Source organism: Microcystis sp. M53598_WE2 (assembly GCF_030067735.1).
Taxonomy (GTDB): domain Bacteria; phylum Cyanobacteriota; class Cyanobacteriia; order Cyanobacteriales; family Microcystaceae; genus Microcystis; species Microcystis aeruginosa.
The window spans coordinates 1-12,698 of record NZ_JASJFE010000872.1 but is presented as its reverse complement, the minus strand read 5'-3'; the positions used below and the strand labels follow the sequence as shown (position 1 = coordinate 12,698).

Sequence of the window (12,698 nt, the reverse complement as noted above, 5' to 3'; positions counted from 1 at the left end):
TCATAATTCATAATTCATAATTCATAATTCATAATTCCCCCACTCCCCCACTCCCCCACTCCCCTGCTCCCCCACTCCCCCATCTCCCCACTTCCCTCTATGAAATCAGAACCTTTTTTGTGGATTCATCTGGCAGGGTTAGCGGCTTTGCCAATCTTTTTACAAATCGCTTGGATTGGTTTAGCTGTGGGCGATCCCTTGCCTTTTCTTTGGCTAGAATGGCTATTTCTAGGAGCGATCGCTATCATACCCGTCTTTTGGATGCAGTGGACAAAACCTTTTGATATCTTTAGTCTTTTGTTGGTTGCTCTAAAACCGAGTCAACTCACCCCCGAACAGTTAAAAATTCTCTCTCTTTTTAAACGTCCTCGCCATCGTCTTCTTACTCTTTTGGGAGTCGTCCTCTTAATTCTCATCACTTGGCCAATCTACAATTTTGCCCCTCTAGCGGCTGCCGTGGCCGCCTATCTCCCCCAATGGCGGCTTTTAGGTTTAGTAATCGCTGCGATCGCTCTCCTCTTAAGTCACCTATTTCTACAGGTTCCTCTGAGTGTTCTGGGGGTTTTAGCCACTAAGGAAAGTGACTGGACAGCCACCGAAGCTTTAGTTATTGAGCGCATTCCTGAGTTATTTACCATTGTTGGTCTAAAAGTTAATAAAATTATCTAAATTAGCCAAAATGCCGACAATTTCGGCTAGGAATGCAGGATTGATCGCCCGTTTAAGGGTTGAATATTCCTCGCATTACTCGGAAAAATCTCAGCCAATTGTTGCAGTTGTTGGGGAGAAATTTTGATCGTATTTTGCCAGACTAACCAGAGAACATCCTCGCTACAGGGAGGAGTGGACAAAGACCCGCGATATTCATAAAAATCGCTATTTTCTGGCAGTAAAAGCCCGACATTGACCCAAGTATCGGGGATAATCATTTCAGGAGAAGGTTCTCGGGGCAAATAATCCCAAATCGTTTGTAAATAGGGATTATTTGCGCCGATTTCGGCTAAGATACCCACAACTGCTAAATTTCCCTTCCCATTTCGATGCACTAAATGAATTTCTAGAGGGAAAGACTGACCTTTAATCTGATGTTCGCTGGGGTGATGAAAATGAAACTGCAATAAATCCCAGTTTTCGCCGTGAAACCTCATATTTCCACCTTTTTCGGTCTGAACCAAGATTGTACGACCGTTATGGCGAATTTTTAGGGGTACAGGACGATAATTAAAAGTGGGGTGGTATAGCTCTTTTTCAGTCACTATACTCAGATCGATCGGTGTTTGTTGCTTTCCCGTGGTGCAGAGACGATAATTCCTTGATAATTCGCCCCAATGGTCAATATTTTGATAATTCCAAGTAAATTCTGGATTAATAGCCCCAAAAAGAGCGTGAGAGCCAATAAATTGCAGTAATTCTCGTCTATACATCGTATTAAATCCAGAAATCATCGGATAATTAGCAATTTTATCGGGGATTTATGCCCAATTCCCGCAATTTAGCCGCTAATTTTGCGGCTTTCTGCCTTTCCCGTTGGACTCGATTTTCTGCTTTGCCTGCCGCTTCTGCGGGAGTGGGAACTAATTCACCTTCGGGGGTAAAATAGCGCAAGGTAAGGATTTGGTGGTAGTGGCGTAGCCCTCTTGCTTATCTGGTATGAACTGTGTAAAATATTCATTAACAAAAAAAAATAATTGGAACCCAATCAGTCTTTAAACATCTAGCTTGATGATCAGTTTTCTGATCAATATCTTTTTGTGGTTCGTGTTAGACTTACTCAAATATCAGTCTAACACAGAACAAAATCACCTCTTCGCCTGTATTGCCTTGTCCTAGTTGTGGTTCTCACCATACCATCAAGAATGGTTCAATTGATAACGGGAAACCCAAACGTTAATGTTAAGAATGTGGTGGCCAGTTTGTCAGCAATCCCACTACTAAAACTTTATGAACACACCAGAATTAGCCATTGCTACCGTTGGTTTAACCAAACAATTTGACCGCCATGGGGCTGTTAATCAAGTGGATTTACAGATTGAAGCGGGGGAAGTTTACGGGTTAATCGGTCCAAATGGAGCGGGAAAAACCACTTTAATTAGGATGTTAGCGGCAGCGGAAGAACCGACAACGGGAGAAATATATCTGCACGGAGAACGTCTTTTAAGAGATGAGAGTAATCCCCGTCTCAAAAGAAACTTAGGTTATCTACCCGATAATTTTCCCCTCTACGATGACCTAAATGTCTGGAATTATCTGGATTATTTTGCCCGTCTTTATCATATCCCTCGCTCCCAACGTCATCGCCGCATTTATGAGGTTCTAGAACTGGTACAATTAACCGGTAAAAGCCATAATTTGATCGCTACTTTGTCCCGGGGGATGAAACAACGTTTAAGTTTAGCCCGAACGATTATTCATGAACCTTTAATTTTACTTCTCGATGAACCGGTTTCTGGATTAGACCCGATCGCTCGCCTACAATTTCGTGAGATTATTAAAGTCTTACAATCGGCAGGTATGACTATTTTAATTTCCTCCCATGTCCTTAGTGATTTGGCCGAACTTTGTAGTTCTGTGGGCATCATGGAATTAGGTTATCTAGTGGAAAGCACCTCTTTACAAGAATTAAATCAACGTCTAGCTGGCCAATACTTGCAGATTACGACTCTAGGCAATTTAGAAGCCTTAGAAACCGCTCTTAAACAATGTGTTTTTGTGGAAAGTTGGCAAAGAATTATTAATACTAATACTCTCCAAGTTAAATTTACGGGAACCCTAGAAGATAGTGCCGAATTGTTGAAATCTTTAGTGGTTTCTGGCCTGACCTTAAGCGAGTTTTATACTTGCCGCGAAGATTTAGAAACTATTTTCCTAAAATTGGGACATCGACAGGCATCCTAAGGGGAAATAATAATTTTAAATCTAACCAGATAGTAACTTTTCGACTAATTTAATTTGCTCCTGACTAAAACCAGCTTCCTTCAGATGTGCCAGAAACCATTTTTGTCGATAACGACCGTCTAAATCCCTAGCCTTTTTGTAGGTATCCCGCGCTTTTTTAATATCACCTTGATCTAAATAGACCATTGCCAAAGCCACAAGAGGATGGGGATTATTCGGCTCTAATTTAACTGCTTTTTCAGCGTTAGTAATAGCTGAATTAAAATCTTTTAAGCGATGATAGGCGAGGGACAAATTATAGTAGGCAATTTCATTATCGGGTTTTAAATTAGCGGCTTTAGTATGCGTAACTACGGCCTTTTCAAGATGACCACCGACAAGATAAACAATACCCAAAGCATTATAAGTAGCCACATGATCGGGAGCAATTTTAATCGTTTCTTCGAGGGTTGTTTGTGCCGCTAAAGGTTGTTTAGCTAGGTGTTGTGTCCATCCTAAAATTACTCTCCCGTCTAGATGATTGGGGTTTAACTGTACCGATTTTTTTAAAGCTTCAATACTTTTGATAAAATCTCCCTGTTGACGATACTGTAATCCCAATTGACGATAACGATTAGCAGCTTTAATGTCTGATGCGGAAATAATCGGACTGGGAGAAGGAGGAACAAGCATCTCGGCCGTAGGTTCTTTTTTAAGGGGAGCGGGAGGACTACAGCCCCAAAAAACCGGGGAACTAAACATGATCAAAATAGTCAGGAGTCGATAACTATTCATGGGACAATTAATACCAGTCCAATTGTTAAGGGTGTCATCAAATTATGAATTATTCCCCTGAATCCGTGCAACGGCTGCTCGATTCCGATGATTATGGCGATCGCTTATCGGGAGTTAATCAACTGCGTTATTTAGCCTCAGAAATCGCCTTCGAGATGTTACAGCCTTTAATTAACGATAGTAACGCTAGGGTGCGTTATTCGGCGGTAAGTCAGCTAGATATCCTCGGTCGTCAGAATCCTGATCTGGCCTTAACTATTCTACGCGATCGCTTGTTGCATGATCCCGAAGCAGACGTGAAAGCGGCCGCGGCCGATGCGATCGGGGGGTTAAAATTAACGGCAGCCTACGATGATCTGGTGGCCGTCTATCAACAATCCTGCGACTGGTTAATTCAATTTAGCATTGTGGCAGCTTTGGGCGAATTGGGGGAACCCCGGGGCTTTGAACTGCTCGAAATCGCCCTTAACTCTGATAATGAATTGGTAAAAACGGCCGCCGTTAGTGCTTTCGGGGAACTAGGCGACCCTCGCGCCGTCTCTTTACTCGTTCCCTTGGCTAGTGATGATGACTGGCAACTGCGCTATCGTCTCGCTCAAGCTTTAGGCCGCTTAGGGGGGCAAGATGCGATCGCTGTTTTGACCCAGTTAACCGGCGACAAAAGCGCCCAAGTCGCCCAAGAGGCCCGCAATAATCTCGTCCAAGGGTGATGCAGAATAGTTGATTTTTGTCAATACCATTTACAATAAACTTTAATTAAGAATCGTTAACAAAGGTAAAGCGATGAAACAATTTACCCGTTTAATCTTGCTCGTCGGTCTTCTCGCGGGGGGCTGTTTCTCTGCCTCAATTGCGATCGCTGATAATCCGGCGGGGGCAATCGTGAGCAAGGATTCACAGGTTAACGAACTACTGCGTCAAGCGCGGCAATTGGTCAAAAATGGCAATTATGGGGAAGCTATAGCCATTTACGAGCGGGCTGCCGCCCTTGATGGCAATAATGCCAAAATTTTCTCTGGGATTGGCTTTTTACAAACGCGGCAAGGGGATTATAACGCCGCCGCCCAAGCATACCAAAAAGCTTTAAGTCTCGATCCGAGTAATCCCGACTTTTTCCATGCTCTCGGTTATAGTTTGGCTAATATCGGTGATTATGACAATGCAGCCACCGCTTACTACTACGCTATCCAAATAGAACCGAAAAACGTCCAACACTACCTCGGTTTAGGGGTGGTGTTATTACGCCAAAAAAACTATGCTAAAGCGGGCGAAGTTTACCAATGGGTTTTAGCTCTCGACCCCAATAATCAGCAAGCCCACGAAATCATGGGTAAAGCCTTGATCGAACAGAATAAAAGCAGCGAAGCCCTCGATTTTCTCCAAAAATCCCTGCAAAGATTCCCTAACAATAGTGAATTAAGATTGCAACTGGCCAGCCTTTTGCTCAAACAGGGCGATTTAAATGGTGGAACCCAAATTTTAAAGGAAATAGAGCGACAAAGTGCAGGAAATTTTTTAATTCAGCTAAAAATAGGGATTTTACTCGAAAAACAAGAGCGTTTTGACGAGGCTCTCCCCTTTTATCGTCGGGCTGTTTTCCTGCAACCCCAATCTTTGGAAGCACAAGCGGGAATCGGTCGCATCCATCTGGCCAGAAAAGATTATCTTGCAGCAATTATCGCCTATCAAGATTTGGCCGAAATTGCCCCCAATAACGCCGATGTCTATCTTAATCTCGGTCGGGCCTACGCGGGCCGGGGACGAAAAAGAGAAGCGGAGGAAGCTTTTAAGCAAGCGCGAGCGGTTTATGTGCTGAAAAATAATCAATCCGGCCTGGAGGAAGTGGATGCCCTGCTGAAGAAGTTGCTTGAGTAAAACCAGATCAGTGATCAGTTTTCAGATTTGAGTTTTCAGATTTGAGTTTTCAGATTTGAGTTTTTAGTTCACTGATGACTGTTTAGCGATCAAGGAGTGATTTAGATAGTCAATAGTTTATTCCCAATCGATCGGCAGCCATTGATGATCTAAAACCTGTTCGAGATTAAAAATTATCTGACTCGGTAAACCGCCGGGGGATAAACCCATTTTTTTCCGGACGGTCTCTAAAGCTGTATGGTAGGATGGCTCAAAAATCTCCCGAAGATAGGGCTTTAAACTAGGGCTATCCTCCAGTAAATCTTGAATTTCTGCCCGAAAATTATTGATTTCTCCATTCCAATGATTGCCATTCCGGTCTCTTTCCGATTGCCAGTAAGTTAATTTGAGTAAATGTTCTAGGAGACGAGTTAAAAGACTTTTGAGCGCGTGTCTTTCACTTCTCCCCATCGATTCAATCTCCTCAATTAAGTTGTCTAAATCCACCTCGGCAAACTGGCCTTTTTTTAATTGTTCTGCCGTGGTTTTTAGCCAGAGATAAAAATCTTCTTCGTATAGTGTTGGGGTCGCTGTTTCTGTCGCTCTAGTCATGACGGAACTGCCACAGGTGAAAACTAATCGGGATTCTATATCAATTAAACCCAAAAAAAAGAGAGCGCAAGCTCTCCTTTTTGATTATTGGCTAATTTTACTAACTAGCGACAATATATTCCTTGACGTTGGCCCGGCGACGGCGTAAATGAGCCAGGGCCTGGTGTTCTAATTGTCGCACTCGTTCCCGACTGATGTTCATTCTCTGACCAATTTTGGCTAGGGATAACTCTTTGCCATCGGTTAAACCGAAACGGAGAGTAATCACTTCCCGTTGTTGGGGAGTTAATTCGGCCAGGAGATTGGCTAAGTCTTGCCGTAATAATTCTTGGGTGATGAAGGTATCGGGAGACACTCCGCTATCTTCTAATAATTCCGACAATTCCGTATCTTGGTTATCGCCGACGCGCACATCAAGGGAGATGGGTTGACGAGCCATACTGAGATATTCGCGGATTTGAGCGGGTTCTAGCTCTAATTCCAGGGCAATCTCGGCAGGAGTGGCACTTCTCCCCAGTTTTTGGGCGAGTTCGCGCTGGGTTCTTTTGATTTTATTCAGTTTTTCGGTGATATGGATGGGTAAACGAATGGTGCGGGCCTGTTGAGCGATCGCACGGGTAATCGCTTGTCGAATCCACCAGTAAGCATAGGTAGAAAATTTATAACCTTTGGTGGGATCAAATTTCTCTACACCTCTTTCTAATCCCAGACTACCCTCTTGAATTAGATCTAGGAATTCCATGTTCCGCTTTTGATATTTTTTGGCGATCGCAACCACCAAGCGGAGGTTAGCTTCAATCATTTTCCGTTTAGCTCGATCGCCGGTTTTCAAGGCGCGATCCAGTTCATTTTCGCTTAAATTCACCGAATCCGCCCACTCCAAGCGATCTGGTTCCCGTCCTAATTGCTTCGATAGTGCTTCTTTCGCTTCTAACAGGCTCATCATCCGTTGGACTTGTTTGCCGTAAATAATTTCTTGTTCGTGAGTTAGGAGGGGAACTCGCCCAATTTCGTGCAGATAGGTACGCACCATATCGGCATTGAGGGTGGGCTGTGATTGAGTTTGGTTGGTTTTTGCGGTGGGCATTGGTTTGGTGGTGACTCCTTGACACAGAAAAAGTCTGTTACTATTCCGACTCGCGGGTGAGTCTGGCTTATCTGAAGTCGGTATGAGTTTGATCGGAATTTCTTTGATTGTATCCTGCGCTTTTAGACGCGGGCAATCCCCTAAAGGTTCAAAGTTAATTCATTCTTTGGTATGATGTTAAGTTTATGCTTTTTTCTCAACATCCAGAACAAAAGTATTATAGTGTAGGACTATCAACTACAATCGCTTGTTTTTGGGTCGCTTTTTCCTGAATCCTCGGCAGTGCCGCTGATACTGTTAGGTAAGATTACAGGACAAAAAGGTTATTTTCCCGATTAGCTGTAAACAATCTGGCCGACTTTCGACCCTTTCGCCCTCAGCTTTGAGAGCAAAGCAGAACCAGGCTGAAAACTAACAGACGAGAACCGACTTCTATATATATAATGACCGATCAACACCAGCAAAGGGAGAGATAATCATTGCGGATTTCCGAACTATTTTCTGTAGTATTTGCTACAAAATGCCAAATTAGCTGCGATTGAGAATCGGGAAAAATTGTTATAAAAATTAGGATTGCTAGGGGGGTAATAACTATCATAGAGACAGCAGGGCGGAGATCGGGATAAATTATCGTCTAAACCAAGCTCGATCGCACTCTCCACAATACCGTTCTGTGGAACTCCTGAACAATGAGGACTTACTATGACTAAAACCGTCGTTATCGATCCCGTCACCCGGATCGAAGGCCATGCCAAGATCTCGATTTTCCTTGACGATGGGGGGGAAGTGGATGACGTGCGTTTTCATGTGGTCGAGTATCGCGGTTTCGAGAAATTCTGCGAGGGACGGCCGATGTGGGAGATGGCGGGAATTACTGCCCGAATTTGCGGCATTTGCCCCGTTAGTCACCTACTTTGTGCCGCCAAAACTGGTGATAAAATTCTAGCGGTGCAAATCCCCCCCGCGGGGGAAAAACTGCGGCGCTTGATGAATTTGGGACAGTTAACCCAATCCCATGCTTTAAGCTTTTTCCATCTTAGCAGTCCCGATTTTCTGCTTGGTTGGGAAAGTGACGCCGCTAAACGGAATATTTTCGGTTTAATCGCCGCCGATCCCGACCTAGCGCGAGCGGGCATCCGTTTACGTCAATTTGGACAGAAAGTTATTGAACTTTTGGGAGCAAAAAAAATTCACCCCGCTTGGTCTGTCCCGGGAGGTGTGCGTTCTCCCCTGAGCGAAGAAGGGCGACAATGGATTAAAGAACGACTGCCGGAGTCTAAAGCGACTCTTTACACGGCCTTAAACCTATTTAAAGGACTTCTAGACAATTTAACCACAGAAATCGCCGCTTTTGGTAATTTCCCTTCCCTGTTTATGGGATTGGTCGGTAAACGGGACGAGTGGGAACACTACGGCGGTCATATTCGTTTTACCGATAGTCAAGGCAATATTGTGGCCGATAACCTCAGCGAAGACAATTATCGCGATTATATCGGCGAATCAGTAGAAAAATGGTCTTATTTAAAGTTTCCCTACTATAAACCCCTCGGTTATCCCAACGGTATCTATCGGGTTGGTCCGTTGGCGCGCTTAAATGTTTGTTCCCATTTTGGCACGGAGGGAGCGGATATCGAGTTACGGGAATATCGCCATCGGGTCGGTGGTGTAGCAACCTCTTCTTTTTACTATCATTATGCCCGATTAGTGGAGATTTTAGGCTGTTTAGAGCGTATCGAACTTTTAATCGACGATCCCGATATAGTTTCTCCACGCTGCCGGGCCGAAGCGGGAATTAATAATCTGCAAGGGGTGGGAGTTAGTGAAGCGCCCCGGGGTACTTTATTCCATGATTATAAAGTGGATGAAAATGGTTTGATTGAAACGGTGAATTTGATTATTGCCACGGGTAATAATAATTTAGCCATGAATCAAACGGTGAAACAAATCGCCCAACATTATATCCATGGTGGCGAAATTCCCGAAGCGATGTTAAACCGGGTGGAAGCGGGTATTCGTTGCTATGATCCCTGTTTAAGTTGTTCCACTCACGCTATGGGACAAATGCCGCTACAGCTAGAGTTAGTTAATGCAGCCGGTGAGGTGATTAATACTCGACAAAGGGGTTAATTATCTAAGTTGTTGGGGGGTTAGGAAATAGGGGAAATTTATCCTAGTACCTGACCCCATTTTACTATTTATTTTTACGGTGAAGATTCTAGCTAAGAATTTCTAGGTTTTGATAAAGAGTTTCTATCGGACAAGAAAAGTTAATACAGTTAATAGTGATTAAATCTCCCGCGTGATAAATATGGGGAATCCAGAGGTTATTAGATTGACGTTGATATTGTTCGATTAGGACTTGTTTTTGCTCGATAAGTAGATATTCCTCTAATTCAGGGATAGTTTGATAATCGGCAAATTTATCGCCTCTATCAAAGGCTGCCGTAGAGTCGGATAAAACCTCGATAATCACTCGCGGATGCAGGATAAAATCTTCCTGGGAAACTCGATCCCGTTGGTCACAAGTAATGGCAAAATCGGGATAATAGAAGATATTTAAGCTAGGGAGACGCACTTTCATATCGGTAGCGTAGGCAAGACAACCACTACCCCGTAAATGATTAATTAATTGAGCCGAAAGATTACCTGTGATGATAACATGGGCTTTACTGGCCCCCGCCATCGCCAAGATTTGCCCTTGCATATATTCATGTTTAATGGGACTAATTTTCTCTATTTCCAGATAGTCTTTTGGAGTAAAATAAGCGTGACTTTTACCGGCTGTCATGGTGTTTACCTCGCTCATTGTTAGTTTTCTAACGGACAATTAAGCCAAATAACTGAGTCTAAATCAGTCTTATTGCCTTCAGTAATTAGCTTTCGTATCAGTTCAATATAATTAAAATTACTCTCGAATAAAACAAAACGTCTATCTAAAGAAGCGGCCGCTAGTCCCACGGTTCCTGAACCAGCAAAGGGATCTAAAACCACATCGCCTTTAAAAGAGTAATAGGTAATCACTTTTTCTGCCAATTCTACGGGAAAAGCGGCGGGATGTTTTGAGTTAGTGACTGGGTTAATTTTCCAGACATTAGTGCGTTCATAACCATCGGCAATTTTTGAGGCTTTTACTACTTCTTGATCGGGATGATTACGAATATGCCAATCGATGAGTAAATCCGTGTGTTTACGATAGACTAAAACGTATTCAGTCACCGGCACAGTTTTGTATTGGAGAGGATTGCGATCGGCGGCAAATCTGCGCCCTCTACCAGTTGCCCACCCTGCTCCCTCTGGTTTTAGCCAAATAATATCATCAATAAAATCGTAACCTTCCTCAACAAAAATTCGATGCAAATCAAAGGGGACAGCAATACGTTTAGAAGCTTGATTACGGGAAGCACGACGCAACAGCACGGGAGAAATATTAATGACAAAAAAACGTCCTTCACTCAAAACTCGATGACATTTTCTGATCACCTGTCGCAGCTTCAATAGATAGGTTTCGTATTCTTCAAATTCCGAATATTCTGGGCGAGCATTAAAATAGGGTGGTGAGGTAAAGATTAAATCAACACTTTCTGCTGGCATTTCCTCCAAAAGTTCGCCACAATCACCAAATCCGATGGTATTTCTCAGAGAGGAAAGCTTGTATTCTTTTTTGGTTTTCTTGCGGGTTTCTAATTTAGATTCATCCTGTTTTAACAGACGAGCGATAATAATTTCAGTCCGGGTTGTCCTATCGGCTAAAATTTCGGTGGTGTAGGCATCGATCACCACTTCCCCAACGGTTTTTTTCTGTTCATTACATAAAGGAATTCGCCAAATATGATATCTGTCATCCACTTCTGGTAAACCTAATTTAATCGCATTAACTAAATTTATTTCTCGCAACCAATTAAGGACAATTTCTTTAGCTTCTGCCACCGTGCGAAGTAGATAACCGCGCTTTTCCGATACCAGTTCTTTTTCCATGGCCTTACTCTAGTTTTCTCTAGAATTCTAGCTGATCATTATCCAAAAAACTAGGAGAGTCTCAAGATAGAAATTGGCCACCTTTTAAAAATTCCACATTTCTAAGACTTTTCCCGTAATTGTTTGATTTAACCAGAAAGTATTGTGACTGAGGGAGTGAAGATTATTTGCTGTTACTTTCCAGCTTGCTTGGGGATGAAAAAGAATTGCTTCTGCGGGATTACCGGGGTTGAGAGATGCCGGTTTTTGTTGTAAACAACGACAGGGATTGAGACTAAGCGCTTGCCATAATTGTAAAGCTGATAATTGCCCGGTTATTACTAATTTTTCCCAGAGTAGCGGTAAAGCTAATTCTAACCCGATCGCGCCGGTGGGTGCTTCTGCAAAAGAGACGGTTTTTTCTTCGTAGGTATAGGGACGATGATCGATCGCGATTGCATCGATAATTCCCTCCTTAATTGCCGCAATTAACGCCTTGCGATCGCTTTCGTTGCCCAAGGGGGGAGCGAGGTGTAAACTGGGATGATAGCTGGCGATCGATCCTGTATTTAAGAGCAGATGCAACCACGTCACACTAGCGGTTATCGGCAATCCCCGCATTTTTGCCTCGCGAATTAATTCCACTCCTCGACGGGTAGAAATTCGCATTAGGTGAACAGGTGTATTAATTTCGCCGACGATTTCTAAAATTGTGGCTAAAGCAGTGGTTTCGGAAATAGCAGGATCTCCTGGTAAACCGAAGCGAATCGAGGTTTCTCCCTCACGCATGACTCCATTACCCTTTAATTGCTGATTTACGGGGGAAAGGGCGATATTTTTACCGAAGGGTTTTAGGTATTCCAATAAGCGCCGCAACAGTCCCAAATCTTCCAGACTGCGATTATCGGTAAAACCCACCGCTACAGGCATTAAATCGGCTAATTCCGTCATTTTTTGCCCTTGTCTTCCCAGGGTGAGACTTGCCCAAAAATGCAGACGAGTCGATTTTGAGTCAAAAAACCCTTGACTTTTTTGCTGTAATGTGCTAATAAGTGCGGGGTGATCGAGGGGAGGGAGAGTATTGGGCAGAATTGCCACCCGGGTGCAACCTCCGGCCGTGGCAGCTTCGATCAGAGATGCGAGGGTTTCTCGGTCCTCGTGGCCGGGTTCCCCAGAATGACTGTAGAGATCGACTAATCCGGGAGCAAAAATACAGTTTTGACCGGAAATATAGTTACTGTTTTCTCTTGGGGGAAGCTGAGATTCGATCGCTTTAATTACCCCCTCCTCAATCCAGACATCGGCAATGCGATCGGTTTGTGTCAGGGGGTCAAGGACTCTAACCTGTTCTATGATCGTCGAGGATTGGCTATTCACGCAGACTAATTAAAACGTCATTTTTTCCTCTGGCAGTATATCACTGTTAAGCACTCAAATTTATATATTTTTAGTTATGTACAGAAATTTAAGTTAGGAAAGGATCTTTTTATGTTCTAAATCTACTGCTTGTGTTATATAATAG

General features: G+C 43.4%; 12 protein-coding genes and 2 pseudogenes. 6 read left to right on the top strand and 8 right to left on the bottom strand.

Features of this window, described 5'->3' with window-relative positions:
- The first annotated feature begins 99 nt into the window (after positions 1-99).
- Positions 100-669, top strand: coding sequence for a low-complexity tail membrane protein (locus PX636_RS17715; protein WP_004159551.1), 570 nt, complete (start codon positions 100-102; stop codon positions 667-669).
- 26 nt (positions 670-695) lie between these two features.
- Here the strand turns inward: PX636_RS17715 and PX636_RS17710 are convergent, their stop codons facing one another.
- Positions 696-1,424, bottom strand: coding sequence for a carbonic anhydrase (locus tag PX636_RS17710; RefSeq protein WP_002798546.1), 729 nt, complete (start codon positions 1,422-1,424; stop codon positions 696-698).
- 37 nt (positions 1,425-1,461) lie between these two features.
- Positions 1,462-1,605 (bottom strand): annotated as a pseudogene (locus tag PX636_RS17705) (hypothetical protein); the annotation flags it as partial.
- Positions 1,606-1,725: 120 nt separating this feature from the next.
- Here PX636_RS17705 and PX636_RS17700 point away from each other — a divergent pair.
- Positions 1,726-1,888 (top strand): annotated as a pseudogene (locus tag PX636_RS17700) (ISNCY family transposase); the annotation flags it as partial.
- A 53-nt stretch (positions 1,889-1,941) separates the two neighbouring features.
- The gene (locus PX636_RS17695) at positions 1,942-2,895 is read left to right on the top strand and encodes an ABC transporter ATP-binding protein (RefSeq protein ID WP_288118107.1); all 954 of its coding nucleotides are present in this window, start codon (positions 1,942-1,944) and stop codon (positions 2,893-2,895) included.
- Between the two features lie 21 nt (positions 2,896-2,916).
- Here the strand turns inward: PX636_RS17695 and PX636_RS17690 are convergent, their stop codons facing one another.
- Positions 2,917-3,669 carry a tetratricopeptide repeat protein gene (locus PX636_RS17690; protein WP_002798543.1) on the bottom strand — a complete coding sequence of 251 codons (753 nt, stop codon included), beginning with the start codon at positions 3,667-3,669 and terminating at the stop codon, positions 2,917-2,919.
- Positions 3,670-3,713: 44 nt separating this feature from the next.
- Here PX636_RS17690 and nblB point away from each other — a divergent pair, with 44 nt between their 5' ends.
- Positions 3,714-4,379 carry a phycobilisome degradation protein NblB gene (nblB, locus tag PX636_RS17685; RefSeq protein WP_288118106.1) on the top strand — a complete coding sequence of 222 codons (666 nt, stop codon included), beginning with the start codon at positions 3,714-3,716 and terminating at the stop codon, positions 4,377-4,379.
- A gap of 73 nt (positions 4,380-4,452) precedes the next feature.
- A complete protein-coding gene (locus PX636_RS17680; RefSeq protein WP_002798539.1) occupies positions 4,453-5,544 on the top strand; it encodes a tetratricopeptide repeat protein in 1,092 nt (363 codons plus the stop codon).
- Positions 5,545-5,661: 117 nt separating this feature from the next.
- Here PX636_RS17680 and PX636_RS17675 read toward each other — a convergent pair whose 3' ends face one another.
- Positions 5,662-6,135 carry a DUF29 domain-containing protein gene (locus PX636_RS17675; RefSeq protein ID WP_288118105.1) on the bottom strand — a complete coding sequence of 158 codons (474 nt, stop codon included), beginning with the start codon at positions 6,133-6,135 and terminating at the stop codon, positions 5,662-5,664.
- 100 nt (positions 6,136-6,235) lie between these two features.
- Complete coding sequence (locus PX636_RS17670) at positions 6,236-7,222, bottom strand: RNA polymerase sigma factor, RpoD/SigA family (RefSeq protein WP_002782393.1); 987 nt, start codon at positions 7,220-7,222, stop codon at positions 6,236-6,238.
- 702 nt (positions 7,223-7,924) lie between these two features.
- On the opposite strand from PX636_RS17670, the gene PX636_RS17665 reads away from it, so the two are divergent.
- Positions 7,925-9,349, top strand: a complete 1,425-nt coding sequence (locus tag PX636_RS17665; protein WP_002798537.1) for a Ni/Fe hydrogenase subunit alpha — start codon at positions 7,925-7,927, stop codon at positions 9,347-9,349.
- An 88-nt stretch (positions 9,350-9,437) separates the two neighbouring features.
- Here PX636_RS17665 and PX636_RS17660 read toward each other — a convergent pair whose 3' ends face one another.
- The 3 genes from PX636_RS17660 to PX636_RS17650 all read right to left on the bottom strand — a co-directional run bounded on the left by PX636_RS17660 (position 9,438) and on the right by PX636_RS17650 (position 12,553).
- Positions 9,438-10,010 (bottom strand): Uma2 family endonuclease, encoded by a 573-nt coding sequence (locus tag PX636_RS17660; RefSeq protein WP_110545990.1) that lies wholly within the window; start codon positions 10,008-10,010, stop codon positions 9,438-9,440.
- Positions 10,011-10,030: 20 nt separating this feature from the next.
- A complete protein-coding gene (locus PX636_RS17655) occupies positions 10,031-11,197 on the bottom strand; it encodes a DNA-methyltransferase (protein WP_288118103.1) in 1,167 nt (388 codons plus the stop codon).
- Between the two features lie 84 nt (positions 11,198-11,281).
- On the bottom strand, positions 11,282-12,553 hold the full coding sequence (locus PX636_RS17650) for a dihydroorotase (RefSeq protein ID WP_288118102.1): 1,272 nt from the start codon (positions 12,551-12,553) through the stop codon (positions 11,282-11,284).
- Positions 12,554-12,698 lie beyond the last annotated feature (145 nt).